Genomic DNA, 23,263 nt, shown 5'->3' with positions numbered 1-23,263 from the left:
CTTGCGCCCGTGCGACCGGGTCCCCACGCCGTCGCGGTGCCCTCGGATGGGGCGCCGACCCCGCACCGGCGGCCCGTCAACCGATCGGCTGCCCGGTCACCGCGCTGATCATCACTGTCGAGAGGCCGCCACCGACCACGGCAGCGGCCAGCGCGACGGTGGCCGAACGCCACGTCGTACCCACCCGGTGCAGCAGCAGCGCCACGACCAGGCTGCTGGCCAGCGCCAACCCGTAGCGCGGCAGGCCCGACGCCAGCGAGGCCACGGCCCGCGCCCGGGGCGAGTCGCAGCCGCCGCCGCTGATGTCGGTGACGCAGCCCGCCGGCGGCTGGCCGTCCAGGGTCAACAACCACACGAAGATCAGGGCCGCCGGCAGCAGGTAACAGGCGACGGTGAGGAGCAGCGGGCGCCCGGGACCGCCCGGGTCGGGATCGAGCAGATCGTCCTCGATGCGCCGGCCCCACGCGCCTGCGGCCTCCCCCCGGCGGCGTACGCCCGGCGCGGAGCCCACCGGCCCCGCCACCGGCCGCCGCGGCGCCGGACGCGGGCGGGGGGCGGTGTAGGGAGCCACCGCCGACCGGGGTGGCGACACCGGCCGGTCCGTCCAGCGGGGATCGTCGCCCGCCAGCCGGCTGAGCGACCAGGCAACCTCGTCCCGGTCGTCCCGTACCGGCCACGCCGTCGCGGTCCCCCCGCCGGAGCGCGGCGGCACCGTCCGGTCCCACCCGTCGCGCTCCCACTGGCCGGTGCTGTCGGGCTGATGCCACTGGCCCGTCTCGTCGGGCCGGTCCCAGCGGCCGGCACCGCCGTGGTCCCAGGGGTCGACCTCGCCGGCCGGACGCCAGGCGTGCACGCCCGAGGCGTCCCACGGATCCACCGCCGGAGGCTGCGGGAGCGGCTGGGCCGACGCGGAAGGCGACTCGCGGTCCCAGGGGTCGACGGGCACCCGGTCCTCCGCCGCCCGCCGGCCCCGGCGGGCGGGCCGCTCGGTCTCCCACCCCGGGCCGGCCGCGTCCGCCTCCTCCAGCCCGGACCAGACGACCTGCGGGCGCCGCGACGGGGTACGCCTCGGGCGGCTCCGCGCCCCGGGGCCCGAGACGGGGTCGTCGTCGGCCCGCCGACGCCCGGAGTAGCCCCGGTCGTCGGGACGCTCGAAGGTCCACTCGCCGGTGTGGTCCGGCTCGACGGCGGGCGACGGGGCTTCGCGCCAACTCGTCTCGCTGACCCGACGCCAGCTGCTCGTGGTCTCGGTGGCCCGCCAACCGCCGTCGGAACGCGGCAGGTCCGCGTCGGAACCGGGCTCGTCGTCCGGCGCGGCGTGCCGGCCGCCGTCGGCCCTGCGGACTCCCGACTCCAGCGCCCAGCGCGGCAGGTAGGTCTCCTCCGGCTCCCGCTGGCCGCGCTCGACGGCGCGGCGCCGGCTCGGGGTGCGATGCCGGTCGGTGGCGTGCTCGTACGGGCCGGCGGGCACCGGGCCCGCGGGATCCGCCCAGGAGGCGAGCGGCAGCGGCTCGCGCGGAGCGTCCTCCCCGCGTCCCCAGTCCCGGTAACTCACGGCCGGAGCGTGACCCTTCTCAACCGATGGCGCAATCCGCTGTCCAGGTGTAGCCGTTCGCTGGAGATAGTACGGGACGTTCGACTCCAGGTTCCGACCGGAAACTTGCTGTCCACAGGCTGTGAATTACGTTTTCGCAGGTCAGGGCGATTCATGAAGGAATTCCCCAACCGTTGTCCACAGGCTGTGCACACACTGCACACACCTTGCGCGCCTGCGTCCACAGGTTGTCCCGAGGCTCGTCCACCGGGGCGGTTGAGGGGCTGACCTCGGGTTCCGTATCGTGGGCCCCCGACCGACCGTGCGATGGCCCCCGATCGACCGGCAGGTCGCGGTGGTCGTACCCCCGGCGGTAGGGCTGGATCTGGATCCGACGCAGTGGAGGGGGGACCCGTGTCGGTCACCGACGACAGGCGAGCGGAATCGAGACCGGGCGGGGGCCAGGCATCCCCTCCGCCGCAGCGCGACAGCCAGTTCGACAAGACCCCTCCGCAGGACGTCGCCGCCGAGCAGTGCGTCCTCGGCGGCATGCTGCTCTCCAAGGACGCCATCGCCGACGTCGTCGAGATCCTCAAGACCAACGACTTCTACCGGCCGGTGCACGCCACCATCTTCGACATCATCCTGGAGATCTACGGCCGGGGCGAGCCGGCCGACCCCATCACCGTGGCGGCGGCCCTGACCGACTCCGGCGACCTCGCCCGGATCGGCGGCGCCCCCTACCTGCATACATTGATCGCCAGCGTGCCGACCGCCGCGAACGCGGCGTACTACGCCCGCATCGTGAGCGAGCGGGCCGTCCTGCGGCGCCTGGTCGAGGCCGGCACCAAGATCGTGCAACTCGGCTACGGCACGGGCCAGGGCGGCAGCCGCGACGTCGACGACGTCGTCGACCTCGCCCAGCAGGCCGTCTACGACGTCACGGAACGCCGCGTAAGCGAGGACTTCGCCGTACTCGCCGACATGCTCCAGCCCACGCTCGACGAGATCGAGGCGGTGGGTGCCCAGGGCGGCATGATGACCGGCGTCCCCACCGGCTTCACGGACCTGGACCGCCTGCTCAACGGCCTGCACGCCGGGCAGCTCGTGATCGTCGCCGGACGTCCCGGCCTGGGGAAGGCGCTCGCGCTGGACACCCCGCTTCCCACGCCGGCCGGCTGGACCACGATGGGGGAGGTCAGGGTCGGCGACGAGTTGTTGGGCGCCGACGGTCTGCCCACGAGGGTCACCGCCGCGTTCGAGGTGCGGCACGACCGGCCGTGCTACGAGGTCGAGTTCTCCGACGGTTCGGTGATCGTCGCCGACGGCGAACACCTGTGGAAGACCACCACGCGGGCAAGCCGCCGTGCTGCCCCCGCCCGCCGCCGCGACCACTGGTCCCCCGAGGCCAGCGACCGGCCGCACCGGGCGGCCGCCGGCGCGGCGCCCGGCGACGACGTCACGATCGCGGAGCTGGCCGCCGTGCCCGGTCCGGAGTCCACGGACACCGCCCACCGGGTGGCGCGCGACATCGCCGACGGGTCGCCCGTCCTCCTGCGAGGGCGCCCGGGTGTGCGCCCGGCCAGGGCCTATCCGGCCCGCCGTCTCTACCGCCGCTTGTCGGCCCGGGTCGAGCGGTGGTCGGACAGCCTGACGGCGGCGGAGTCGCCGGACGTGGTGACGACGGAGCGGATACGAGCGACCCTGCGCACCGACACGGCCGACCGGCGGCTCAATCATGCGGTCGAGAACGCCGCCGCCCTCCGCCTCCCGGAACGGGATCTCCCACTCGCGCCGTACACGTTCGGCGTCTGGCTCGGCGCCGGCCACCCGGCGGGAGGAAGGGTCAGCACCGCCGACCCGGAGATCCTGGCCGGGATCGAGTCCGACGGCTTCGAGGTCCGACCCTCGGGGCCGATGGACCACACCATTCGCCCGCCGCGGCCGCCCGCGGTCCCGGAGCGTGAATGCGTCGTCGGCCACGCGGTCCCCACGCCTCGCGGCCCGGCGGCCGACACCTGCGGCCAGTCGTGCGGAGGCCGGTCGGAAGGGCCCGTCCCCGCGGCCCGGCGCGGCGGTTGCGTCCGCTGCGGGAGGGCGGGCGCCGGTGCTCGGCACGTGGGCCGCAGGTGCCGTGACTGCCACAGCCGGTACGGCTCCCTGCGCGGCTACCTGCGCGCGGTGGGGGTGTTGGGCGACAAGCACATCCCCGCCGCGTACCTGCGGGCCTCCGAGACGCAGCGGCGTGCCCTGCTGGCGGGGCTGCTCGATACCGAAGGCACCGTCACCGTCAGCGGGAACGTGCGGTTCACCACGACGTCCCCCCGCCTCGCGGAGGACGTGTACGAACTGGTCGTCAGTCTCGGGTACCGCTGCTCGGTCGCGCGGAGGGCCGTCGAGGGGCGCGCCGCGGAGGGCCCGGTCGCCTTCGACCTGAACTTCACGACCAGGGACGATGTCTTCCGCCTGCCGCGCAAGCGGGAGGCACACCGGCTGCGGCGCCGCAGCGAGCGCAACTCCGGGACGGACAGCCGCTTCATCGTCGACGTCCGACCGGTTCCGAGCGTGCCCGTCCGATGCGTCACGGTGGACAATTCCGAGCACCTCTACCTCGCGGGTCGGGCGATGATCCCGACACACAACAGCACCGCGAGCATGGACTTCGCGCGCAACGCCGCGATCAGGGCAAACCAGGCGGCGGCCATCTTCTCGCTGGAAATGAGCAAGGTGGAGATCGTCATGCGGCTCCTCTCGGCCGAGGCGCGCGTACCGCTGCACGTCCTGCGCAGCGGCCAGCTCTCGGACGACGACTGGACCAAGCTCGCCCGCTGCATGGGAGAGATCAGCGAGGCGCCACTCTTCGTCGACGACACGCCGAGCATGAACCTGATGGAGATCCGGGCCAAGGCGCGCCGGCTCAAGCAGCGGCACGACCTCAAGTTGATCGTGGTCGACTACCTCCAGCTGATGACCTCACCGAAGCGCACCGAGAGCCGGCAGCAGGAGGTCGCGGACCTCTCCCGTGGCCTGAAGCTGCTCGCCAAGGAGGTCGAGTGCCCGGTGATCGCGGTGAGTCAGCTGAACCGCGGGCCGGAGCAGCGCACCGACAAGCGACCGCAGCTGTCCGACCTGCGTGAGTCGGGCTGCCTGACGGCGGAGACCCGGTTGATCCGGGCCGACAACAACTCCGAAGTCACCCTCGGCGAGTTGCTTGCCGGTGGAGCCAGGGACGTCCCGGTTTGGGCGCTGGACGAGACCCTGCGCTACACCCCGCGAACGATGACGCACGTCTTCCCGAGCGGCAACCGGGAGGTGTTCCGCATGAAGCTGGCCTCGGGTAAGCAGATCGACGCGACGACGAACCATCCGTTCCTCACCTTCGCCGGATGGCTGCCGCTCGGGGAGCTCACGCCGGGAACGCGTCTCGCCGCCCCCCGGCACGTTCCGCCTCCACTCACGATCCGACCGTGGGCGGAGCCGGAGGTCGTGCTGCTGGCGCACCTGTTGGGCGACGGCTCGTTCGTGCGCCGGCAGCCCATTCGGTACGCGAGCCGCGACGAAGGCAATCTGCAGGCCGTGGCGGAGGCCGCCAAGCATTTCGGCATCACTGCCATCCGTGACGACCACGAGGCGGCCAGGGTAACTACCCTGCGGCTTCCCGCTCCCTACCGTCTCGCTCGCGGCCGGCGCAATCCGATCGCCGAGTGGTTGGACGGTCTGGGGCTGTTCGGCCTGCGGTCGCATGAGAAGTTCGTTCCGGCATCGGTCTTCGGCATGCCGAAGGAGCAGATCACCCTCTTCCTCCGGCACCTTTGGGCCACGGACGGCTCGGTGACCGTGAACAAGTCCGGCCACGGTGGCCGCATCTACTTCTCGTCGACAAGCCGCCGGATGCTGGAGGACATATCCCGGCTGCTGCTGAGATACGGCATCACCGCCCGGATCAAGGTGGGGCCGGTCGAACGTCACCGACCTCAGTACACTCTTGACGTTTCCGGGCGGGACGACCAGTTGCGGTTCCTCCGGGAGATCGGCGTGCACGGAGACAGGGCGCGCAACTGTGCCGACCTGCTCACATCGCTCGCGGTGACGCAGAGCAACACCAACGTCGACACGGTGCCGCGCGAGGTGTGGAGCCGGGTCCGGGAGATCCTGGCGGAGAACGGCGTGACCCACCGCGAGTTCGCCGCGGCAATCGACTCCCAGTCCCGTGGCGGCACCCTGGGAACGCATGCACCGAGCCGATCCAGGGTTGCGGAGATCGCATCGGTCCTCGACGCCGCCGATCTCGACCTGCACGCCACGAACGACATCTTCTGGGATGAGATCGTGTCTATCGAGTCACTCGGCAGGCACGACGTCTTCGACGCCACCGTCCTCGGTACCCACAACTTCATCGCCAACGGCATCGCCACCCACAACTCGATCGAGCAGGATGCCGACGTCGTCATCCTGCTGCACCGCGACGACTACTACGACAAGGAGTCCCCGCGCGCCGGCGAGGCGGACTTCATCGTCGCCAAGCACAGGAACGGCCCGACCGACACGGTGACGGTGGCGGCGCAGCTCCACCTGTCCCGCTTCGTCGACATGGCCATCGTGTAGCGCAGCCGGTCACGGCGGCCGCCAGCGCCCCGCGGCCGGCGCGCGGATCAGCCCAGCAGCGGGAACCAGCCGGCGACCTCGCCGAGTTCGAGTTCGTCGCGGTCGGTGAGCGGGAGCCGGCCGGTGGCCTTGAGCAGATACTCGGCGTCGCTCCACCCGCCCGGTCGGACGGCGTCGTCGCTGAGCAGGCCGTCCATGGTGGAGAGGGCCACCCGTGTGGCGAGCGCCCCCGGCAGCGGCGCGTCGGGCAGGTCGAGCAGCAGGTCGAGGTGGTGGACGACGGCCTCGGTGGTCAGCGTGGCGAGCAGGTCCGGCACCCGCAGCACGTGCCCCTGGGTGGTGACGCAGCCGTCGGGGTCGGCCGCAGCCGCGGCGCGTACGGCGGCGGGGGCCGTGTCGGCCCAGAGCCCGACGATGGCGCTCGGGCGGTCGAAGGCCGCGGCGGAGCGGCGGGCCCACCAGGCGTGCCGCCCGCCGTCCCCGTCACCGTCGCCGTCGGCCGGGAACGCGCGCCAGTAGCTGACGTCGTCCACGTCGGGCGGACCCTGGGCGGGGCTGGCCAGCGCGACCAGCGCGCGCTGGGCGTCGCAGAGCACGTGGAAGAGCAGGTCGGCGACGAGCCAGCCCCGACACCGGGTGGGCCGTTGCAGGCCGGTGTCGTCGAGGCCGCTCACGACCCCGGTGATCCCGTCGTACGCCTGCGCCAGCGCGAGGTGCTGCCCGTGGTGCGTCATGGAGGGCAGCGTCGCACGACCGCCGCCCGTCGGCACGGCGGATGGCGGTGAGAACGCGGCGCGGCCACGGGTGACCGGGCCGGTCGAGGCACCGACCCGGTCGACGGGGCGGCTCAGCCGAACATCTCGTCCAGGAAGCCCTTGTGCTTCTTGCGCTTGTAGTGCCCGTGGTAGCCGTGGTGCTGCTGGCTGTGCCCGTAGGCGGGCGCCGGCGGGTAGCCGTGCGCCGGGGGCGGCGGCGGGACGGCGCCGTAGCCCGGCTGGTGGGGGGCGGGCGGCGGAGGCGGCGGCGGGTAGCCGCCCTGCGGGTGGCCGGGCTGGCCGGGGTAGCCGCCCGGCTGCTGGACGGGCGGCGGTGGGGGCGTGCCGCCCTGCTGGCGGCTCCAGTTGGCCTCCGCCTCGAACAGCTTCTCCAGCTCGCCGCGATCGAGGAAGATCCCCCGGCATTCGCCGCACTGGTCGATGACGACGCCGCTGCGCTCGTACTGGCGCATCTCTCCGTGACACTTGGGACAGGTCATGCTCATTCTCCGACCGTACCCGGTCTGGTCACGCGGTCGCTGTCAGCGCTTCCGTGACTTCGGAGTCGCCGACCTCGTGGAAGTCCTCGAAGTAGGCGCTCACGGCCATGAAGTCCGGTGGCCGCTGGGCGCAGACGACCTGGTCGGCCTCGGCGGCCAGCAGCTCGTACGCCTCCTGCGCGCCGACCGGGACGGCGACGACGACGCGGCGGGCGCCGAGGTGGCGGGCGACCTGCACGGCGGCGCGGGCGGTGGCCCCGGTGGCCAGGCCGTCGTCGACGACGACCGCGATGCGTCCGGTCAGGTCGAGCGGCGGCCGGCCGGCGCGGTAGAGGCGTTCCCGACGCTCCAGTTCGGCCTGCTCGCGGTGGACGACCTCGGCGACCTCGTCGGGGCCGAGCCGGCTGGCGACGGCGTCGTTGAGCACCCGTACGCCGCCGGGGCCGAGCGCGCCGAAGGCGACCTCGGGAGCCCACGGGATGCCGAGCTTCCGTACCACCAGCACGTCCAGGGGCGCGCCGAGGCGTTCGGCGACCACCCGGGCCACCGGCACGCCGCCGCGTACCAGCCCGAGCACGATGACGTCCGGTTCGCCGATCAGCGCGGTGAGCCGTTCGGCGAGCGTGCGGCCCGCCTCGTCGCGGTCGCGGTAGGTGGTCATGCCATCAGGTGTACGCCGTGTCGCCGTCCTTCGCCCGCCAGTTCGCGGAACCGGCGGGTGCCCCGGGCCGCAGGGCGGGCGCCCAGAGCAGGAGCGCGAGCGGGTAGAGCAGGTAGCCGAAGCGGGTCGAGGGCATCAGCAGGATCGCGGCGAGCAGGCCGTACCCGCAGACGAGGGCGGTGGCGACGGCGGTGCGGGGCGGGCGGCGGGCGAGCCGGACGGCGATCGCCAGTCCGGCCGCGAGCAGCAGGGCGGCGGCGACGGCACGGCCGGCGGGCAGCGCGGTGGCGATCAGGTGGCCGGGGAACGGCGACTGCGCCGGGCTGGTCACCAGGCCGTGGCCGAGCGGGAAGCGGAGCACGTTCTCGACCAGCGCGTCGCGGTCGACCAGCAGGGCCGGCAGCAGGGCGGCGGCGGGCAGGCCGATCGCGCCGGCGGCGACCCGCAGGCCGGCCCGCCGGGTCAGGCCCCAGATGATCAGGACGAGGGCGACGGGCCAGGCGAAGAGCTTCAGCGCTCCGGCGAGGCCGACCGCGAGGCCGGCCCGGCCCGGCCGGCCGGTGGCGGCGAGGGCCAGCGCGAGCAGGCAGAGCGCGAGTACGGGCAGGTCGTCGCCGCCGGTGGCGAGGGTGAGAGCGCAGACCGGCAGGACGGTGGCGGCCTGTACGCCGCGCAGCACGGCGACGCCGGCGCGCTGGTCGGCGGGCGGGTGGGCGGCTCGGATGAGGGCCCGGACCGCCAGGGCGAGCGCGAGTGCGGTGCCCACGGCGAACCAGACGCGGGCGTCGGTCCACCAGGCGTCGACGGCCGCCCGCGGCAGCCCGAAGAGTGCCATCCCCGGCTGGTAGGGGGTGTAGCCGAGCAGTTGCTCGCCGGGCGGCAGGGCGGCGATCGCGTCGTGCCCGAGGTACGGGGTGCCGGTGTCGGCCAGCCGCCGGCCGGACTCCTCGACGACCAGCACCTCCTCCTGCGCCCGGTCGGTGCGCCCCCGGGCGCGCTCGATGCTCTGCCAGGCCAGCGGCAGCAGGGCGGTGGTGAGCCAGGCGAACGCGGTGACCGCCCAGCGGGCCGGTGGCCCGGCCAGCGGCGAGCCGGGGTCGCGCCGGCGCGACAGCAGCTGCCCGGTCGCCGCGAGGGCGGCGAGGAGGTAACCGACGGCGGCGACGCCACCCCAGGCCCGGTGCGGGAGCAGCGTGGAGGTGGCGGCGGTGACGGCGGCGAATGCCGCCGACGCGGCGTAGAGGCCGAGGTCGAGGGCGAGGCCGCCGGCGGCGGAGTCGGCGGCCCGCCAGCCGCGGCGGAGGGCGGTCGGGGCGGCGGTCACGCGGGCCAGTCTGGCAGACGCGCCCGACGTCGTGGCGGCTGGCGGACGGGTGCGGCGTCGGTGGTCAGGCGGGCAGGTGGCGGTCGGTGCGGCCGCGCCCGCCCTGGCGGCGCCCCGGGGCGAGCCGGATCACGGCCCCCGCGTCGTGCAGCGGTGGCGCGAGCGTGCCGGGGCTGCCCCCCGATCCGCGCCGGAACGCGGCGAGGAGCGTGCCGGCGGGCATCGGCCGGGCGAAGAGGTGCCCCTGGCCGGCGGTGCAGCCGAGCTCCCAGAGGGCGCGGCGCTGCGGCTCGCTCTCCACGCCCTCGGCCACCACGTCGAGCCCGAGGCTGCGGCCCAGGTCGAGGGTGGAGCGGATGACGGCGGCGGCCTCGGCGGAACTCTCCATGGCGGTCACGAAGCTGCGGTCGATCTTCAGCTCGTGCACGGGGATGCGGGAGAGCAGCGACAGCGACGAGTAGCCGGTGCCGAAGTCGTCGAGCGCCAGCCGGACGCCCTCGTCCCGCAGCCGGCTGAGCACCCGGTCGACGACGTCGAGCTGGCTGAGGGTGAGCGTCTCGGTCAGCTCCAGGATCAGCCGGTCGGGGGGCAGGTCGTGGGCCCGCAGCCGGGCCAGCACCGAGCCGGGGAAGCGGGCGTCGAGCAGGCTGCGCGGCGACACGTTGACCGCGACGGGCACGTCGAAACCGGCGTCGCGCCAGCTGCCGGCCGCGATCAGCGCCTGGTCGAGGATCGCCTCGGCGAAGGCGGGGAGCAGTCCGGAGCGTTCGACCGCCTCCAGGAAGCGCATCGGGTCGATCATCCCGTGGGTCGGGTGGTGCCAGCGGGCCAGCGCCTCCGCGCCGGTGACGCGGCCGGTGCCCAGGTCGACGATGGGCTGGAAGTTGACGGTGAACTCGTGGTCCGCGACGGCGCGCGGCAGTTCGCCGCCGAGGGTGAGCCGGCAGAGGTCGGCGGTGTCCCGGGTCGGGGCGTACGTCGAGATCCGCTGCCCGGCCCGCTTGGCCTGGTACATCGCCACGTCCGCGCGGCGCAGCAGCTCCGGCATGCCGCCGGTGGCGGGTGCCGCGGCGATCCCGCCGCTGGCCTCGACGCTGATCCGCATGCCGTCCAGGTCGAACGGCTCGTGCAGCGCGGCGAGCAGGGTCTCCGCGCGGTGCGCGGCCACCGCCGGGGCCGGCAGGCCCCGCAGGAGTACGGCGAACTCGTCGCCGCCCAGCCGGGCCACCAGGTCGCCGTCCTGGGCGGCTCCGCTCAGCCGCTCGGCGACCTGCACGAGCACCTGGTCCCCGGCGGCGTGCCCGAGCGTGTCGTTGACCTCCTTGAAGTGGTTGAGGTCGATCAGCACCAGCGCGGTCACCCCGTCGGCGTGCCGGGTGCCGAGGTGCTCGGTGCCCTGGTCGAGCAGGTGCCGGCGGTTGGCCAGCCCGGTCAGCGCGTCGTGCGTGGCGGCGTACGCGTGCTCGTCGGCGACGCGGGCGAGTTCGGCGTACGCCCGGGCGTTGCGTACGGCCGTGCACAGCGCCGAGGCGAAGGTGCGCAGGGTGTACTGCTCCCGTTCGGAGAGCTGCACCGGCCCGCGGAAGCGCAGTCGCAGGATGCCCACGTCGACGGTGCGGTCGTGTCCCTCCAGCGGCGCGGCGATGACTGTGCCGTCCACCGGGGTGGGCTCGCCGGCCGGTCCGTCGTACACGATGGCGGCCACGCCGCCGCGAACGGTCCGGCCGCCGTCGCGCAGCTCGATCTCCACCTCGTCGGCGGAGAAGAGTTCGGCGGCCCGGGTGACCGCCGTGGTGAGGACCTCGTCGAGGTCGACCACGTTGAGCGCGTCGGTGGTGCGGGCCAGCCGCTGCCACGCCTGCTGCTCGGTGCGGGCCTTGACCCGGTTGGAGTAGAGCAGGTGGAGGCTGAGCACCAGGGGCGGCACCGCCAGCAGGAGCCGGGGGTCGGCGCGCAGGATGAACAGGGTGGTGACGATGAGGACGAAGCGCGCCACCGCGCTGGTCAGCCGCAACCCGAGATCCTCGCGGAAGAGCTCCCCGAGCCGGGTGCCGGTGGCGAGCGCGATGACGGGGAGCGTCAGGATCTCGTCGAGGACCACGGTGACGAGGTAGGCGACCCCGATCAGGCCGATGGTGCGCCCCAGGCCGGTGAGCGTCGGCGACCAGCCGAGGGCGTGCAGGGTCGCCCCGGCGCCGGCCGCCAGCAGCATGCTCTTCGCGATTCCGAAGGCGGCCTTGAGTCGCGGCAGCTTGATCAGCAGCAGGGCGATCGTCACGCCGATCCCGGTGGTCAGGATGACCAGGGACGTCGGCGCGACCGCCAGGCTGAGGATGACCGCCGTCTCGCTCCAGGAGATGGCGTGCACGGTCGCCCGGATCCGGATCCGCCACTTGATCGTCACGCCGAGGGCGGCCATGAGGATCAGGGCGAGGGAGGCCGCGAGATCCTGGCCGGAGAGGTCCAGGCGCAGCAGCCCGCGTACGGACGCGACCGCCGCGGCGACCGCCACGACGCAGACGAGGCCGACATGCAGCGCCAGGCGCTGCTCGGCCTCTGTCTTGCTCGCCCCCGGTCGTGTCACCGCACCCCCGACTGCCGCCCGCCCTCGATGGACGGATGCCAAGGCTACCTACGGTCACTCGCCGACCACAATCATTACTGCCACTCGTGTGCCGACATCGCGCTGCCCTCCCACATTCGGCTCGACCGGTGCGCGGCTGGTGTTCCGCGACGCCGACAGCCTAAGTGCGGTTCGGCCAATTATGGAGGGATATATGTGACTATGGGCAATGGATGAGAACTGCGCTCCGCGGCGTGACTTTCCGTTCTTGACCGGGAACGGAGTGCTGTTTCCCTATCGACTCCCGGTTAACGCTAGATAATGAACCGGTGGCGGCTCCGTCGGTATCGGACAGGGCTGCACTTTGCAGCGGCCGAAAGGCCTTCGCCACCAGGACGCGGCGGCCGGGCCGGGCAACTTGCCGTCCGCAGCTTGCCCGGCCCGGTCTCCGGCGACGCGGGAAATTCCGACGATGGCGATGATCGCCGTCCGTGGCGGTGCGGTCAATGGACTCCCGGATACGTTCCCCGCCGGCCGTCGGCCGCCGACGCGATGACGGCGCCGGCGACCGACCGGGTCCGTGGTGGCGGGCGGTGAATCGGGTCGTCGGGCGGCGACTCGGAACCGTTCGTTCCTACGGGCAATTCGCGGTCGCGCCGTGTTGGCGCGACCGATGTCGGCTCCGCGCGGGCGCGGGAGGGCGGTCGGCGCGAGGGCCGCGGGGCACCGCGCCGGGGTTCCTTTCCTGGGCCGGAAAGATAGGCTCGCGAGCGTGACGGATCCCGTGCAGCTCACCCACGTCGACGCGGCGGGCGCGGCCCGCATGGTCGATGTCTCCGCCAAGGCGGTGACCGGCCGCCTGGCCGTCGCCGCGGGCCGGCTCCGCACCACGCCGGAGGTGGTCGAGCTGCTGCGCCGCGACGGGCTGCCCAAGGGCGACGCGCTGGCCGTCGGCCGGCTCGCCGGCATCATGGGCGCGAAGCGCACCCCCGACCTGATCCCGCTCTGCCACCCCATCGCGCTGCACGGCGTCACGGTCGACCTGACCGTCACCGACGACGCCGTCGAGATCACCGCCACCGCGCGGACCGCGGACCGCACCGGCGTGGAGATGGAGGCGCTGACCGCCGTGGCCGTCGCGGGGCTGGCGCTGGTGGACATGGTCAAGGCGGTCGACCCGGCGGCCAGCGTGGACGCGGTCCGCGTGCTGCGCAAGGAGGGCGGCAAGACCGGCCTGTGGGTCCGCCCACAGGAACGGCCGTGATCCGGGCGCGGGTGGTCGTGGCGTCCAACCGGGCGGCGGCGGGGGTGTACGCGGACACCAGCGGGCCGCTGCTCGTGGCCGGCCTGCGCGACCTCGGCTGTGAGGTGGACGGGCCGGTGGTGGTGCCCGACGGGGAGCCGGTGGGCGAGGCGCTGCGGTCCGCCCTGGCCGACGGGGTCGACGTCGTGCTGACCAGCGGCGGGACGGGGATCAACCCCTCCGACCGCACCCCCGAGGTGACCCGCGCGCTGCTCGACCACGAGGTTCCGGGCATCGCCGAGGCGATCCGGGCGCACAGCCGGGACAGGGTCCCCGCCGCCGCGCTCTCGCGGGGGCTCGCGGGCGTGGTCGGCCGGATGCTGGTGGTCAACCTGCCCGGATCGACCGGCGGGGCCCGCGACGGCCTCGCCGTGCTCGGGCCGATCCTCGCCCACGCCGTCGACCAGCTCCGCGGCGGCGACCACTGACGGTCCCGGCGGCGTCGACCCGGTAGAACGGTCCGGCCCTCGGCACGACGGTCCGGCGCCCGGCGAACCGGAGCACGGGACGCCGTCGCCCGCGAGGGTGACCCGGAGCACGGGACAAGGCACTTCTGGCAAAGCGACGGGTCTGCGGCAGGCACTAGGCTCGGCGGGGTGAGCACGGAAACCGCACCGGCCGAGCCGGTCGCCGCGCCCCCGCCGGCCGGCTGGGAGGAGGCCCGCTCCCGGGTGTACGCCGTCGGTCTGGCCGCTGCGCTCCCGGCCGTCAGCCGACCGCTCGCCGAGATCGACGGACACACCCTCGCCGAGCCACTGACCACGCGTACGGACCTGCCGGCCTTCCCCACCTCCAGCGTCGACGGCTGGGCCGTGCGCGGCGCCGGGCCGTGGCGGCCGGTCGGGCGGGCGCTCGCGGGCAGCACCCCGGCGCCGCTGACCGACGACGGTACGACCGTCGAGATCGCCACCGGCGCGATGGTGCCGCAGGGCACGAGCGCCGTGCTGCGGGTGGAGGAGTCCCGGCGTACGCCGGAGGGGCTGGTCGACGGCACGCCCCGTCCGGCGCCGGAGTGGCGCGAACCGGGCGAGGAGGCGTACGCCGGGGAGGAGCTGGTCCCCGCCGGGACGCCGGTCGACCCGGCGCTGATCGGGCTGGCCGCCTCCTGCGGTCACGACACCCTGCGGGTGCGGCGGCAGGCCCGCGCGGCGCTGCTGGTCTTCGGCGACGAGCTGCTGACCGCCGGGCCGCCCGGCGCCGGCCGGGTGCGCGACGCGCTCGGGCCGGCGGTCCCGGCCTGGCTGCGCCGGTACGGCTGCCTGGTCCGCCCCTCGGACGTGGTCGGGCCGGTGGCGGACACGCTGCCCGCGCACGTGGCCGCCCTGCGCGCGGCGCTGACCACCGCCGACCTGGTGTGCACCACCGGCGGCACGATGCACGGGCCGGTCGACCACCTGCACCCCACGCTGGAGGCGCTCGGCGCCGACTACGTGGTCAACACGGTGGCGGTGCGGCCCGGCTTCCCGATGTTGCTGGCCCGGCTCGCCGACGCCGACGGCCGGGTCCGGTTCGTGGCCGGGCTGCCCGGCAACCCGCAGTCCGCGATCGTCGCCCTGGTGTCGCTGGTGGCCCCGCTGCTGGCCGGCCTGGCGGGTCGCCCGATGCCGACGCTGCCGCACGCCACGCTCGCCGAGCCGGTGCGCGGCCGGGGGGCGTACACCCATCTGGCGCTGGTCCGGCTGGACCGGGTGGCCGGCACCGCGCACCCGGTCCGGCACGTCGGCTCGGCGATGCTGCGCGGCCTCGCCGGCGCCGACGGGTTCGCCGTCATCCGCCCCGGCACCTCCGGCGAGCCGGGCGACCGGGTGCCGATCGTGCCGCTGCCGCTGCTGCCCGGGGAGCGTGCGTGGTGACCGCGCCGACCACGACGTTCGGCGAGGTCACCGACCGGCCGCTCGACCTCGCCGCGCACGAGGCGGCGGTGGCGGACAGCCGGGCCGGCGCGGTGGTCTCGTTCCAGGGCGTCGTCCGCGACCACGACCACGGCCGCGCGGTGGCCAGCCTGGAGTACGAGGGCCACCCCAGCGCCGAGCGGGTGCTGCGCGAGGTCGCGGCCGAGATCGCCGCCGACCCGGACGTGTACGCGGTCGCGGTGTCGCACCGGGTGGGCCCGCTCGCCATCGGCGACGCGGCCCTGGTGGCGGCCGTCAGCACCGCGCACCGGGCCGCCGCGTTCGCGGCCTGTGCCCGGCTGGTCGACGAGGTGAAGGCGCGGCTGCCGATCTGGAAGCGGCAGGTCTTCGACGACGGCACCGAGGAGTGGGTGAACTGCCCCTGACGGGGCGTTCCACCCCTCAGCGGCGCACGCCCTGCGCGCCCTGCCGGCCCAGCCGGTCGGCGTAGAAGGCCGGCTCGGCGCCGGGGCGCCAGGGCAGCGCGGCGACCAGCAGGATCAGGGCCAGCGCCAGCGAGTTCTCCATCAGGGCGCCGAAGAGGCCGTCCTGGTAGTGCGACACCTCGGGGAGCTGGTGCTCGTACGGCCAGATGGGCGAGATCAGGAAGAGCAGGTACAGGCCGATGGCGGCGGCGCCGTGCCGGAGCCCGGTCAGCGTCGGGTACCAGATCGGGGGGCGCAGCCCGGCCACCCCCGGCGGCCCGCCGTACGCGCCCTGGCCGCTCCGCTGCACCAGCCCGCGGCTGGCGTCGCGGCGGCGTACCGCGGCGTCGGCCAGCACGATGATCGCCGGGATCACCCACACCAGGTGGTGCGTCCAGGAGATCGGGCTGATCACGTTGGCGGTGAGCCCGACCAGGGTGAACGCGGTCAGCTCGTCGCCGTCGGCGCGCGCGTTGACGGCCCGGGAGAGGCCGAGCGCCAGCATCAGCACCGAGAACGAGAGCCAGAGCAGGCCGGGCGTCTCGATCGAGTCGTAGAGCCGGGCCAGCAGCCCGGCCAGCGACTGGTTGGGCGTCATGTCGGCGGCGCCCACCCGCTCGGTCTGCCAGAGCACCCCGCCGAAGTAGGCGCGCGACTCGGTGCCGACGATCCCGAAGGACCCGACGGTCACCGCGATCACCGTGCCCACGGCGGTGGCCGCGGCGCGCCACTGCCTCGTGATCATCAGGTAGGCGATGAACAGCGCCGGGGTGAGCTTCACCGCGGTGGCCAGGCCGATCCCCACGCCCGCCCAGGCGCCGCTGTAGACGAAGCGCAGCAGCGGGCCGTCGGTGCGGGCGACGTGGGTGCCTCGGCGGGACCGCCAGCGCAGGCCGATCAGGTCGGCCATGATCAGGGCGAAGAGGAGCAGGTTCACCTGGCCGTAGCCGAGGGTCTCCCGGGCCGGCTCGACGGCGACCGCCAGCGGCGTCGCGAGGGCCACGGTGAACCAGAGCGGCCAGCCGAGCCGGTCGACGATCGGGCGGAGCAGCCCGGCCAGCACGACGGCCAGCGCGGCGACGCTGGCCAGCGCGTTGACCAGCCCGGCCAGCTCGACCGGCAGGTGCGCCATGGGGAGCATCACCAGCCCGCCGAACGGCGGGTAGGTGAAGCCCAGGGTGGTGCCGGGTGCGATGAACTCGTAGAGCTCGTGACCGCTCGCCCACCACACCACCGCGCCGTGATAGATCTTCATGTCGAAGAAGTTGTACGGCCGCCCGAAAGCGCCGATGGCAAGCCATGCGGCATAGGCGACGGCGGCCACGATGCCGGTCCGTACGACTGTCCTACGATCGATCCCACGCGTCACGCGACGGACTGGGGCGAGGCGGTCCACCCGTCTTCCGACGGTCGCCGGCATGGCGTGGCCACCCCCGTACCAAGGTCGTCCTACCCGTCCAGGTCCTGCACGGAGCCTAGAACGGCGCCTCACGTTAATGCCTCCCGCGTTATGCGACCGTGTCCGATCCCACACAAGTTTTTGACGTTTCCACCGCGTTAACGCCTACCGAGTGGTTCAGGTGATTCGCGGCGTTGACGGGGTGCGGGCCGGCGGAGGGGAGGTATCGACGCAGGTCAGCCGGGAAGTCGCCGAGCCGTTGCTGCTGATCGTACGGCGATTCGGGCCTCTCTGCGGGCGGTACGGACGGCTCGCTGCACGGAACGTCGGGACTGGCCCACCCGGTGACCGGTCCGCCACCGCAGGCTCGGCCTGCCGCCGGTGTCCGCGGCGGCGAGCAGCAGCCCGCCGAGGAGGCCGAGGTTCTTCAGGAACTGGGTCTGGTCGTTCTGGCGCGCCGCCGGGTCGTCCTTGTTCCAGAAGGGATGCCCGGCCAGGGTGACCGGGATCAGCGTGCCGGCGAGCACCAGCGCCGCCGGTCGGGGGAACCGGCCGGTGGCGAGCATCAGCCCGGCGCCGACCTGCACTGCCGAGTTGATCCGGATCAGCGTCTCCGTGTCCGTGGGGATGCGGGGGTCGGCCTTCTCCAGCAGCGGGGTCACCCGGTCCGTCACGGGCTTCGCGGTCGCGGCCAGCCGCTCGGGGTGCTGGAAGTTGCGGAACCCGCTGGCCACGAAGATGCCGCTCAGCATGGCGCGGGCGAGGGAGCGTACGGGTTTCATGGACAAGTCATACCCCGTCACCGAGCCCGTTACCCCCGCAACCGCCGATCCGGATCGGCCGGCGTGGACGTCACGCCACGCCGATCCGAGCGACCGTCGCTGATGGACCCTCGGTGACGGGTAACGTGCCCCGCGTGACGACGCTGCGGCTGCGCCCCGAGAATCCGGCCGACGCCGGTGCGGTCCGGCGGGTGCTGGCCGCCGCCTTCGCCCGCCCCGACGTGGCCACGCCGCCCGAGGTGGCGCTGGTCGAGGAGCTGCGCGAGAGCGACGCCTGGCTGCCGGAGCTGGCGATGGTCGCCGAGTACGGCGGCGAGGTCGTCGGCTACGCCCTGCTCACCCGGGTGCGGGTCAGGTCCGACGAGCACACCGCGCCGGCGCTGGCCCTCGGGCCGGTGGCGGTCGCCCCGCACCGACAGCGGATCGGCCTCGGCGCGGCCGTGGTGCAGGCCGCCCTCGACGCCGCCACCGAGCTGGACGAGCGGCTGGTGGTGGTGCTCGGCGCCCCGGCCTACTACCACCGGTTCGGGTTCGGCCGGGCCGACCGGTTGGGGCTGACCAGCCCCTGGTCCGGTCTCGGCGACCCCTGGCAGGCTCTGGCGCTCCCGCCGACCGTCAGCGGCGAGGGGCCGCCGCCGCGCGGCGAGGTGCTCTTCCCGCCGCCCTGGTCGAAGGTCTGACTCCCGGTCAGGCCGGTTGGGTGCGCAGGTAGCGGCCGAAGTGCGGGACGGTGAACGCCACCGTGCCGCGCTCGCCCGAGTAGATGAGGCCCTTCTTGATCAGCGCGTCCCGGGCCGGGGAGAGGCTGGCCGGCTTGCGGCCCAGGGCACGGGCGATCTCCGCCGTCGGCACGGCGGCGTCCATGTCGTCGCGGCCCCCGCCGTCGACCTCCCCCTCCACCAGGGAGAGCGTGGCCATGGCCCGCATGTACTCGCGTTCCGCCGGGGTGGCCCGCTCGAACCGGGAACCGAAGAAGCCGACCGCCAGCTCGGCCTCGGCCTCCGGGGCGGCGACCCGTACGTCGGCGGCGCTGATCGGCGAGCGGGGCGCGTGGTCCCAGGTCGCCTTGCCGTACGCCTGCACGAAGTAGGGATAGCCACCGGACTTCTCGTAGAGCAGGTCGAGCGCCTTCTGTTCGTACTCCACCTCCTCGCGCTCGGCCGGCGCGCAGAGCGCCTGGTCGGCGGCGATCCGGTCGAGCCGGTCGATGCGCTGGTAGCGGAAGAGCCGTTCGGAGTACGACTTGGCCGCGCTGAGCACGGCCGGCAGGTGCGGCAGCCCGGCGCCGACCACGATCAGCGGCGCGCCGAGCTGGGACAGCTCGTGGCAGGCGGCGCAGAGCGCGGAGACGTCCTCCGGGCCGAGGTCCTGCATCTCGTCGATGAAGATCGCGATGCCGGTGCCGACGTCGGCGGCCACCGCGGCGGCGTCGGTGAGCAGCTCGACCAGGTCGATCTCGATGTCGCCGGAGTCGGCGCGGCCGCTGGCGGCGGGCACGTCGATGCCGGGCTGCCACCGGTCGCGCAGCTTCGGGGCGGTGGTGCCGCGGCCGGTCGGCGCGGTCCGCTGGGCGAACGCCTTGAGCACGCCGAGGAAGGCGTCGATCCGGTCGGGCGCGCGGTGCCGGGGCGCCAGCTCCCGGACGGCCATGTGCAGCGCGGCGGCGACCGGGCGGCGCAGCGACTGGTCGGGCCGGGCCTCGATCTTCCCGCTGCCCCAGAGGTGGTTGATCGCCTGGGACCGGAGGGTGTTCAGCAGCACGGTCTTGCCGACCCCACGCAGGCCGGTGAGCATCAGGCTGCGTTCCGGCCGGCCCCGCGCGATGCGCTCCAGCACGACGTCGAAGACGTCCAGCTCGCGCCCCCGGCCGGCGAGCTCGGGCGGGCGCTGGCCGGCGCCCGGCGCGTACGGGTTGCGGACCGGATCCACGCATCGCACAGTATCGGCCCGTCTAGCCGCGCGACTAGACATCCGTAGACGGGGCAACCGGCGTGTCGGGCCGGGAGCGCGTCGACACAAAACTAGGGCTGTCTAGCATGGACGCTAGACAGCCCTAGTTTTGGCAATCAGCGCTTCTTGAGGCAGAGCACGTAGTCCAGGAAGTCCAGCGAGTTGTTGTGCACGTAGTTGGCGGTCGCGCCCGGTGCCCGCGACTCGCAGCGGTCGCCGTCCGTGGTGCCGGGGATCCGCAGCAGCACCTCGTACGTGTTCGGGCCGCAGGGCACCTTCCGCAGGTCGGCGTCGCTGGCCGTGCCGTCGTTGACCACGCAGTCGCCCTTGGCGAACTCCTCGCGGCTCCTGGTGGGGCTCGGCCTGGCCGAGGTCGGCGCCGCGCTGGGCTCGGCCGTCGGCTCGCTCGTGGGCGGGCCCGTCGGGCCGGCGGAAGCGCTCGTGGTGGGGGCCGCGACCGGGTCGTCGTCACCGGCCTGCCAGAACGCCCAGCCCGCGAAGCCGAGGCACGGGCAGAGCAGGAGCACCGCCACCAGGCCGATGATCAGGGCCACCCTGCCGCCGCTCCGGCTGGCCGGCGGCGCGCCGGGCGGCATTCCGTAGCCGCCGGGGGCCGGCGGCGGGGCGCCCCACTGGTTGCCGGGCGCCGACGCGGGTGCCGGCCCGGCCGGTGGGTACGGCCCGGCGGGCGGGTAGCCCCCCTGCTCCCCCGGCGGCGGATAGCCGGCGCCGGAGCTGGGCGGCGGCGGATAGCCCGACCCGGAGCTGGGGGGCGGATAGCCCGACCCCGAGGACGGCCCGGGCTGGTTCCACATCGGCGGCTCGGCGGCCGGGTCCGGCTGGCCCCAGTGCGCAGCGGCCGGCTCGCCCCCGGGCTGCCCCCACTGCGGCTGGCCGGGCTGAGGTTGGCCCCACTGCGGCTGTTCCGGCTGCGGCTGGCCCCACTGCGGCTGGCCCCACTGCGGGGCGGCCGGCGGTTCCGAGCCGGCCGACTGCGGCTGCCCCCACTCCGGCAGCGTGGGGTCGATGGGCGGCGGGGTGCCCGGCGGGCGCCGGTGGGGGTCGTCGGGCTGTCCGGGTGATCCGTAGGTCGTCATCTCTTCCCCAGGGGTGCGGTGGCTCAGCGCTGCTTAAGGCAGAGCACGAAGTCGAGGGTGTCCAGCTCGCTGTCGAAGAAGTACCAGTTGGTGTATCCGTCCACCCCGGCGCACTTAGCGGCGGCGTCCTTCTCGCCGCTGGTCGCCTCGTCGATGCGGCGCAGCACCTCGTAGGTCTGCGGGGCGCAGGCGCTGATCAGCAGCTTGGGCTTGCCGTCCACCGGGCCGACGTTGCGGACGCACTGGCCGGCCCGGACGAAGCGCGGGTCGGCGGAGGACTCCGGCGCGGGTGCGCTCGGTGCCGGCGCCGCCGCGCTCGCCGGTGCGCCCGGCGTGCCCGTCCCGGCCGTCGGCGACGACGAACCGCTCGGCGTAGCGACCGGCGTCCCCTCGTCCTGGCCGAGCAGGTGGAACACCGCCGCCGCACCGACGAGGAGCAGCACCGCCACGGTGGCCAGCACCGCGACGACCGGCCCCCGACCGCGCCGGCGTCCGGGCGTCGGAGCGGGACCGTCCGCGTACGGGGAGGCGGTGCCGTCGGCCCAGGAGGCGTACGGCGGTCCGTGGTGCGCCGGCGGTGGGGGCTCCTCCCAGGCGCCCCGCCCGGTGGAACCCGCGCGCGGGTCGTACGGCTCGTCGGGATGCCGCCCGTGCCACGGTCCCGGGTGCCCGCCGCCCGCTGGTCCGTAGTCCGCCATGCACGCCTCCCGCGTGAGTGGTGAGAGGCCGGCCACCAACGAGGGACACCGACGCCCACGCCACCGTAGCGTGTCCACCGATGAGCCCACCTCCACCGAGTGCGTCACCCTCCGCCGACGCCGGTACGCCCGGCGCGCCGGCCCTCGGCACCGGGCGCGCGGGTGCCGCCACGCCGGCCCTGGTCTGGACCGCCCTGCTGCTGGTCTACGTCCTCTGGGGCTCCACCTATCTGGGCATCCGGATCGTCGTGGAGTCCATGCCGCCGCTCGGCTCGGCGGCCACCCGGTTCGCCGCCGCCGGCCTGGTGCTCGCGATCGTGCTGCGGCTGCGGCGCGGTCCGGGCGCCCTGCGCGTCGACCGGAGGCAGCTCGGCTCCGCCGCGCTGGTCGGGGTGCTCCTGTTGGCCTGCGGCAACGGGCTGGTGGTGCTCGCCGAGTCCGGCCCAGAGGGGGTGGCGGTGCCCTCCGGGATCGCCGCGTTGCTGGTGGCGACCGTCCCGCTGCTGGTGGTGCTCCTGCGTACGTTCACGGGCGACCGTCCCCGGTCCTGGACGCTGGCGGGGGTGACCCTGGGCTTCGTCGGCCTGGTGCTGCTGGTGCTGCCGACGGGTGGGGCGGACGACGTACCGCTCGTCGGGGCGCTGACCGTGGTGGTGGCCGCCACCTGCTGGTCGGTCGGCTCGTTTCTCTCCGGACGGATCCGGATGCCCGCCGACCCGTTCGTCGCCACCGTCTACGAGATGCTGGCCGGGGCGGCGGCACTCGCCGTCCTCGCGGTGGGCCGTGGCGAACTGCGCGGCTTCGACCCGGGCACGGTGACCACCCGGTCGTGGCTGGCGCTCGCGTACCTGATGGTTGCCGGCTCCCTGGTCGCCTTCACCGCGTACGTCTGGCTGCTGCACCACGCGCCCATCTCGCTTGTCTCCACGTACGCCTACGTCAACCCGGTGGTCGCGGTGGCGCTCGGGGTGTTGTTCGCCGCCGAGTCGGTCACCGCGCAGGTGCTGCTCGGCGGCGCGGTGATCGTCGCGGGCGTGGCCCTGGTGGTGAGCACCGAGCGACCCCGACGTCCCGCCCGGGGTACCGCAGCGGAGCCGTCGCGCCGGTAGCGTCCGGCCCGTGTCGACCGGGCTGCTGGCGTGCGTGCTGCCGCTCGGCGCCCTGGCCGGCCTGGCCGCGCCCCGGATCGCCCGCCGCTACGCCCGCCCGCCGGCCGTCGACCGGGTCGCGGGGACCGGGTCCCCCGCCGGCCTGGGCGCCCTCGCCGGCGCGGTCGTCTTCGGCGGCCTCGCGGTGGCGCTGGGAGCCGATCCCGTCCTGCCGGTCCTCCTCGCGCTGGCGGCCGTCGGGCTGGTGCTCGCCCTGGTCGACCTGGCCTGCCTGCGGCTGCCCGATCCGCTGGTGGGCGCCGCGGGGCTGCTGGCCGTCGCGGGGCTGGGCGGTGCGGCGCTGGCGGCCGGCACCCCCGGTCGGCTGCTCGACGCGGCGGCCGGGGCCGCGCTCGGCTTCGCCGGTCACGTGCTGCTGGCACTGCTGCCGGGCTCCCGGCTGGGCTTCGGCGACGTGAAGCTCGCCGCCGTCCTGGGGCTGCCGCTCGGCTGGCTCGGCGGGTCGACCCTGGCGCTCGGGCTGCTCCTGCCGCACCTGCTCCACGGGGTGCTCGTGCTCGTCCTGCTGGTCGCCGGCAGGGTGCGCCGCGACACCCCGCTCCCGCTGGGCCCGGCCCTGCTCGTCGGCGCCTGGCTGGCCGCCCTGCTGCCCTGACGCGCGCTGGC

Annotated in this window: 19 protein-coding genes; 8 read left to right on the top strand and 11 right to left on the bottom strand. The window is 74.6% G+C overall.

Annotated features, from left to right (window positions below; genetic code table 11):
* Nucleotides 1-76 precede the first annotated feature (76 nt).
* Nucleotides 77-1,555 carry a hypothetical protein gene (locus tag V6V16_RS17925; RefSeq protein ID WP_334563486.1) on the bottom strand — a complete coding sequence of 493 codons (1,479 nt, stop codon included), beginning with the start codon at nt 1,553-1,555 and terminating at the stop codon, nt 77-79.
* A 306-nt stretch (nt 1,556-1,861) separates the two neighbouring features.
* On the opposite strand from V6V16_RS17925, the gene V6V16_RS17920 reads away from it, so the two are divergent.
* Nucleotides 1,862-6,139 (top strand): replicative DNA helicase, encoded by a 4,278-nt coding sequence (locus V6V16_RS17920; protein ID WP_334563484.1) that lies wholly within the window; start codon nt 1,862-1,864, stop codon nt 6,137-6,139.
* 47 nt (nt 6,140-6,186) lie between these two features.
* Here V6V16_RS17920 and V6V16_RS17915 read toward each other — a convergent pair whose 3' ends face one another.
* The 5 genes from V6V16_RS17915 to V6V16_RS17895 all read right to left on the bottom strand — a co-directional run bounded on the left by V6V16_RS17915 (nt 6,187) and on the right by V6V16_RS17895 (nt 11,963).
* Nucleotides 6,187-6,873, bottom strand: coding sequence for a maleylpyruvate isomerase N-terminal domain-containing protein (locus tag V6V16_RS17915; protein ID WP_334563482.1), 687 nt, complete (start codon nt 6,871-6,873; stop codon nt 6,187-6,189).
* Between the two features lie 113 nt (nt 6,874-6,986).
* Complete coding sequence (locus tag V6V16_RS17910; protein WP_334563480.1) at nt 6,987-7,400, bottom strand: TFIIB-type zinc ribbon-containing protein; 414 nt, start codon at nt 7,398-7,400, stop codon at nt 6,987-6,989.
* A 22-nt stretch (nt 7,401-7,422) separates the two neighbouring features.
* Nucleotides 7,423-8,055: a phosphoribosyltransferase gene (locus V6V16_RS17905; protein WP_334563478.1), complete on the bottom strand. Its 633-nt coding sequence runs from the start codon at nt 8,053-8,055 to the stop codon at nt 7,423-7,425.
* Between the two features lie 4 nt (nt 8,056-8,059).
* Nucleotides 8,060-9,379: a glycosyltransferase 87 family protein gene (locus tag V6V16_RS17900; protein ID WP_334563476.1), complete on the bottom strand. Its 1,320-nt coding sequence runs from the start codon at nt 9,377-9,379 to the stop codon at nt 8,060-8,062.
* Between the two features lie 64 nt (nt 9,380-9,443).
* The gene (locus tag V6V16_RS17895; RefSeq protein ID WP_334563474.1) at nt 9,444-11,963 is read right to left on the bottom strand and encodes a putative bifunctional diguanylate cyclase/phosphodiesterase; all 2,520 of its coding nucleotides are present in this window, start codon (nt 11,961-11,963) and stop codon (nt 9,444-9,446) included.
* A 751-nt stretch (nt 11,964-12,714) separates the two neighbouring features.
* Between V6V16_RS17895 and moaC the strand changes: the two genes are divergently transcribed.
* The 4 genes from moaC to V6V16_RS17875 all read left to right on the top strand — a co-directional run bounded on the left by moaC (nt 12,715) and on the right by V6V16_RS17875 (nt 15,523).
* Nucleotides 12,715-13,206: a cyclic pyranopterin monophosphate synthase MoaC gene (gene moaC / locus V6V16_RS17890; RefSeq protein WP_334563472.1), complete on the top strand. Its 492-nt coding sequence runs from the start codon at nt 12,715-12,717 to the stop codon at nt 13,204-13,206.
* Nucleotides 13,203-13,673, top strand: coding sequence for a MogA/MoaB family molybdenum cofactor biosynthesis protein (locus tag V6V16_RS17885; protein WP_334563469.1), 471 nt, complete (start codon nt 13,203-13,205; stop codon nt 13,671-13,673). The genes moaC and V6V16_RS17885 overlap by 4 nt, the downstream gene beginning before the upstream one ends.
* Nucleotides 13,674-13,841: 168 nt before the next feature.
* Nucleotides 13,842-15,098 (top strand): molybdopterin molybdotransferase MoeA, encoded by a 1,257-nt coding sequence (locus V6V16_RS17880; protein WP_334563467.1) that lies wholly within the window; start codon nt 13,842-13,844, stop codon nt 15,096-15,098.
* On the top strand, nt 15,095-15,523 hold the full coding sequence (locus V6V16_RS17875; RefSeq protein WP_334563466.1) for a molybdenum cofactor biosynthesis protein MoaE: 429 nt from the start codon (nt 15,095-15,097) through the stop codon (nt 15,521-15,523). Before V6V16_RS17880 ends, V6V16_RS17875 begins: the two co-directional genes overlap by 4 nt.
* A 16-nt stretch (nt 15,524-15,539) precedes the next feature.
* Here V6V16_RS17875 and V6V16_RS17870 read toward each other — a convergent pair whose 3' ends face one another.
* Both V6V16_RS17870 and V6V16_RS17865 read right to left on the bottom strand, forming a co-directional pair.
* On the bottom strand, nt 15,540-16,982 hold the full coding sequence (locus V6V16_RS17870; RefSeq protein ID WP_334563465.1) for a glycosyltransferase 87 family protein: 1,443 nt from the start codon (nt 16,980-16,982) through the stop codon (nt 15,540-15,542).
* A gap of 215 nt (nt 16,983-17,197) precedes the next feature.
* Nucleotides 17,198-17,743: a DoxX family protein gene (locus tag V6V16_RS17865; protein ID WP_334563464.1), complete on the bottom strand. Its 546-nt coding sequence runs from the start codon at nt 17,741-17,743 to the stop codon at nt 17,198-17,200.
* A gap of 125 nt (nt 17,744-17,868) precedes the next feature.
* Here V6V16_RS17865 and V6V16_RS17860 point away from each other — a divergent pair, with 125 nt between their 5' ends.
* A complete protein-coding gene (locus V6V16_RS17860) occupies nt 17,869-18,423 on the top strand; it encodes a GNAT family N-acetyltransferase (protein WP_334563509.1) in 555 nt (184 codons plus the stop codon).
* A 7-nt stretch (nt 18,424-18,430) separates the two neighbouring features.
* Here V6V16_RS17860 and V6V16_RS17855 read toward each other — a convergent pair whose 3' ends face one another.
* From V6V16_RS17855 to V6V16_RS17845, 3 genes are all read right to left on the bottom strand, one after another.
* On the bottom strand, nt 18,431-19,672 hold the full coding sequence (locus V6V16_RS17855; protein WP_334563463.1) for an ATP-binding protein: 1,242 nt from the start codon (nt 19,670-19,672) through the stop codon (nt 18,431-18,433).
* A 137-nt stretch (nt 19,673-19,809) separates the two neighbouring features.
* Nucleotides 19,810-20,241: a PT domain-containing protein gene (locus V6V16_RS17850; protein WP_334563507.1), complete on the bottom strand. Its 432-nt coding sequence runs from the start codon at nt 20,239-20,241 to the stop codon at nt 19,810-19,812.
* 572 nt (nt 20,242-20,813) lie between these two features.
* Nucleotides 20,814-21,488: an LppU/SCO3897 family protein gene (locus V6V16_RS17845; RefSeq protein ID WP_442934103.1), complete on the bottom strand. Its 675-nt coding sequence runs from the start codon at nt 21,486-21,488 to the stop codon at nt 20,814-20,816.
* Between the two features lie 80 nt (nt 21,489-21,568).
* Here V6V16_RS17845 and V6V16_RS17840 point away from each other — a divergent pair, with 80 nt between their 5' ends.
* Nucleotides 21,569-22,597 carry an EamA family transporter gene (locus tag V6V16_RS17840; RefSeq protein ID WP_334563461.1) on the top strand — a complete coding sequence of 343 codons (1,029 nt, stop codon included), beginning with the start codon at nt 21,569-21,571 and terminating at the stop codon, nt 22,595-22,597.
* Nucleotides 22,598-22,607: 10 nt separating this feature from the next.
* The gene (locus tag V6V16_RS17835) at nt 22,608-23,252 is read left to right on the top strand and encodes a prepilin peptidase (protein WP_334563459.1); all 645 of its coding nucleotides are present in this window, start codon (nt 22,608-22,610) and stop codon (nt 23,250-23,252) included.
* The last annotated feature ends 11 nt before the right edge of the window (nt 23,253-23,263 follow it).

The organism is Micromonospora sp. CPCC 205561, assembly GCF_036906775.1.
Taxonomy (GTDB): Bacteria; Actinomycetota; Actinomycetes; order Mycobacteriales; family Micromonosporaceae; genus Micromonospora.
This window is presented reverse-complemented; position numbering and strand designations above follow the sequence as displayed.

What these genes read in the sequence shown, in the direction of transcription:
- V6V16_RS17905 (WP_334563478.1), bottom strand. Translation starts at nt 8,055, where the DNA reads ATGACCACCTACCGCGACCGCGACGAGGCGGGCCGCACGCTCGCCGAA.
- V6V16_RS17915 (WP_334563482.1), bottom strand. Translation starts at nt 6,873, where the DNA reads ATGACGCACCACGGGCAGCACCTCGCGCTGGCGCAGGCGTACGACGGG.
- V6V16_RS17920 (WP_334563484.1), top strand. Translation starts at nt 1,862, where the DNA reads ATGGCCCCCGATCGACCGGCAGGTCGCGGTGGTCGTACCCCCGGCGGT.
- V6V16_RS17845 (WP_442934103.1), bottom strand. Translation starts at nt 21,488, where the DNA reads ATGGCGGACTACGGACCAGCGGGCGGCGGGCACCCGGGACCGTGGCAC.
- V6V16_RS17840 (WP_334563461.1), top strand. Translation starts at nt 21,569, where the DNA reads ATGAGCCCACCTCCACCGAGTGCGTCACCCTCCGCCGACGCCGGTACG.
- V6V16_RS17865 (WP_334563464.1), bottom strand. Translation starts at nt 17,743, where the DNA reads ATGAAACCCGTACGCTCCCTCGCCCGCGCCATGCTGAGCGGCATCTTC.
- V6V16_RS17870 (WP_334563465.1), bottom strand. Translation starts at nt 16,982, where the DNA reads ATGCCGGCGACCGTCGGAAGACGGGTGGACCGCCTCGCCCCAGTCCGT.
- V6V16_RS17910 (WP_334563480.1), bottom strand. Translation starts at nt 7,400, where the DNA reads ATGAGCATGACCTGTCCCAAGTGTCACGGAGAGATGCGCCAGTACGAG.